Raw genomic sequence first — 2,618 nt, 5'->3', positions numbered from 1 at the left:
CGGGATCGTTGACCAGATCATGCGAAAGCACGGTGCAGATCACGAGGACTTCGTTCTTGAAGCCTTCGACGAAAAGCGGGCGGATCGGACGGTCGATCAGGCGCGACGTCAGCGTCTCTTTCTCGGTCGGACGCGCCTCGCGCTTGAAGAAGCCACCCGGAACCTTGCCGGCGGCATAGTATTTTTCGTTGTAATGAACGGTTAGCGGAAAGAAGTCCTGTCCGGGCTTCTGCTGCTTTGCGAATGTCACGTTGGCCATGACGGAGGTCTCGCCGTAGGTGGCGATGACGGTGCCGTCGGCCTGACGGGCGACCTTGCCGGTTTCGAGGGTCAGAGTTTCCTCACCCCACTCGATGGATTTTTTCACTTCGTTGAACATGTATCGTTTCCTGTCTAGGGAGCGCACCCGGGCCTTCCCGGGTCTCCCATCCAAATGGCGGCCCCATGCCGCCGACCCCTGTCCTTTGCGAGCGCCGGGGTCAGGGCGCTGCGTCTCAGATTGGGCGGACGTATAGGAGATTGTCCGCTTTGGGAAGAGGCATGCGCGGGCACGGGACCGTGGCGCAGGATCGGTAGCGCCGCAGCGCCAGTCAATTCCGCTCGCGGTTTCGTCTGTTGACCGGCGTGCGTGCCCATGACCTGATCGGCGGAACCGACTGTCAGGGACCCGGATGCTCACCATGATGCTCAAGATTGCAGGCGTTGCGCTGTTGGCGCTGGTTCTGGCCGCCTGCGTTCAAGTGGTGCGCAATTCCGGCACCGAACCGCTGCCGGTGCGCCCCGAAGGCGCGCTGCGCATCGCCACCTACAACGTCCACTATATCAACCTGAGGGCAGAGGACGGCCCGTGGTCGGTGCCGGATTGGGAACGGCGCAAGGGACCGTTGCAGGCTGCGTTCGAGGCGATGAATGCCGATGTCATCGGGTTTCAGGAAATGGAGAGCTTTGGACGTGGCGACACCTCCGGCATCAACCTGACCCGTGATTTCCTGCTGGAGCAGAACCCCGGATATGCGGTCGCCGCCCATGGACCGGCGGCGGAATTCCCGCAGACCCAGCCGATCCTCTATCGCGCTGACCGGTTGCGGCTGGAGGACCAGGGCTGGTTCTTTTTCTCCGAAACGCCTGATGTGATCTATTCTCGCACCTTCGATGGATCGTGGCCGGCATTTGCCTCTTGGGCAGAGTTCACCGACCTGACGACGGGCAAGGCTTTCCGCGTCTACAACGTGCATTACGAATACAAGAGCGGCTCGAACCGGCTCTTGTCTGCGGCGCTGACGCGGGACCGGATGCGCGACTGGATAGAGAACGGTGGCGAAGCGGTGTTGCTGGGTGATCTCAATGCCCGGCTTGGGGCGCAGACGCTCACGACCTTCGACGAGATCGGACTGAGTTTCGCGCCGGTGTCAGGAGCGACCTATCACCTCAATCGCGGCATCAACCTGTTCGGTGCGATCGACCATATCGCCACGACGGGGGGTTTTACTCTGCTGTCGGAGCCGGTCGTTCTGCGCCGGAAGTTCGAGGGCGAATGGCCCACCGACCACTATCCGGTCGTCGCGGATTTCACCTTGGAATGATTCTCGTCCGCGGTTGGACATGCCATCCGGCGTGACCTCTGTCGCACAATGCGTCCATTGAAATGCAAAACGCCCGCCGGGTGAGGGCGGGCGTTCCAAATTCATGTCGCGTGGCCGGGTTAGCGGCGCAGGCCGAGACGCTTGATCAGCGACTGGTAGCGCTCTTCGTCCTTGGCGCGGGTGTAGTCCAGCAGTTTGCGGCGCAGAGCGACCATCTTGAGAAGGCCACGGCGACCGTGGTTGTCCTTCTTGTGGGTCTTGAAGTGTTCGGTCAGCGTCGCGATGCGCGAGCTGAGGATCGCAACCTGAACTTCCGGGCTACCGGTGTCGTTCTCGCTGGTCGCGTATTCTTTCATCAGCTTCGATTTTTCTTCGGGCGTAATCGACATCGGGGTCTCCTTGGTTGGAATGTGATGGCGCAGGCCGGGATGTCGTCCAGCGAGGCCCTTGGAGGGTGGACCCGGGGACAGTTATGCCCCCGGAGATGCGCGCGTATAGGAGATGGTTGCGGGGAAGGAAAGCGTTTTCCCCTGCTGCGATCAGATGAAGCGCACGGAGCCGTCGGGCAGATCGGGCAGGCCGGTCAGCGTGGCCACATGGGCACCGTCGAGAAACAACTGCGTGTCTCCCCCCTCTGCGCGTGCCGTGACGTCGGGCGCGGGATCGGAGCCGATGCGGATCACCAGCATGTCCTTGCCCGCCTCGAAGTCGAGCACCGTCGCCGGACCCTGATCCGCCAGCCAGTGACCGAGCATGATCTCGTCGTCGCCGCGTCCGGTGCTGACGATGTCGCCGCCGCCGGGGGTCACCGTGTCGTCGCCCTCGCCGCCGTTGAGGTAGTCACGCGCCGGGGTGGTCGGATCACGGCCTTCCAGGACGTCGTCGCCATCACCGCCCTGAAGCACGTCGCGATCGTCACCGCCATCCAGCACATCGTCGTCCAGCCCGCCCGACAGGCTGTCGCGGCCCGCGCCGCCATCGAGATGATCGCGTCCGTCGCCACCCTCGAGCCGGTCGTTGCCGTCCATCCCGGAG

Annotated in this window: 2 protein-coding genes and 2 pseudogenes; 1 reads left to right on the top strand and 3 read right to left on the bottom strand. The window is 63.1% G+C overall.

All coding sequences use genetic code 11. The features are described 5' to 3' along the window. A pseudogene (locus tag ACSHXH_RS19275) lies at positions 1–379 on the bottom strand (polyribonucleotide nucleotidyltransferase); the annotation flags it as partial. Positions 380–680: 301 nt separating this feature from the next. Here ACSHXH_RS19275 and ACSHXH_RS19270 point away from each other — a divergent pair. Continuing rightward, positions 681–1,583, top strand: coding sequence for an endonuclease/exonuclease/phosphatase family protein (locus tag ACSHXH_RS19270; RefSeq protein ID WP_435673421.1), 903 nt, complete (start codon positions 681–683; stop codon positions 1,581–1,583). Between the two features lie 119 nt (positions 1,584–1,702). Here ACSHXH_RS19270 and rpsO read toward each other — a convergent pair whose 3' ends face one another. Then, on the bottom strand, positions 1,703–1,972 hold the full coding sequence (rpsO, locus tag ACSHXH_RS19265; protein WP_435673420.1) for a 30S ribosomal protein S15: 270 nt from the start codon (positions 1,970–1,972) through the stop codon (positions 1,703–1,705). Between the two features lie 150 nt (positions 1,973–2,122). Then, positions 2,123–2,618: pseudogene (locus ACSHXH_RS19260) on the bottom strand (calcium-binding protein); the annotation flags it as partial.

The sequence above is a fragment of the Marivita sp. genome, from assembly GCF_051251565.1.
Classification (GTDB): Bacteria; Pseudomonadota; Alphaproteobacteria; order Rhodobacterales; family Rhodobacteraceae; genus Marivita.
The sequence above is the reverse complement of the archived record's forward strand: the minus strand, read 5'-3'. Positions and strand labels throughout refer to the sequence as shown.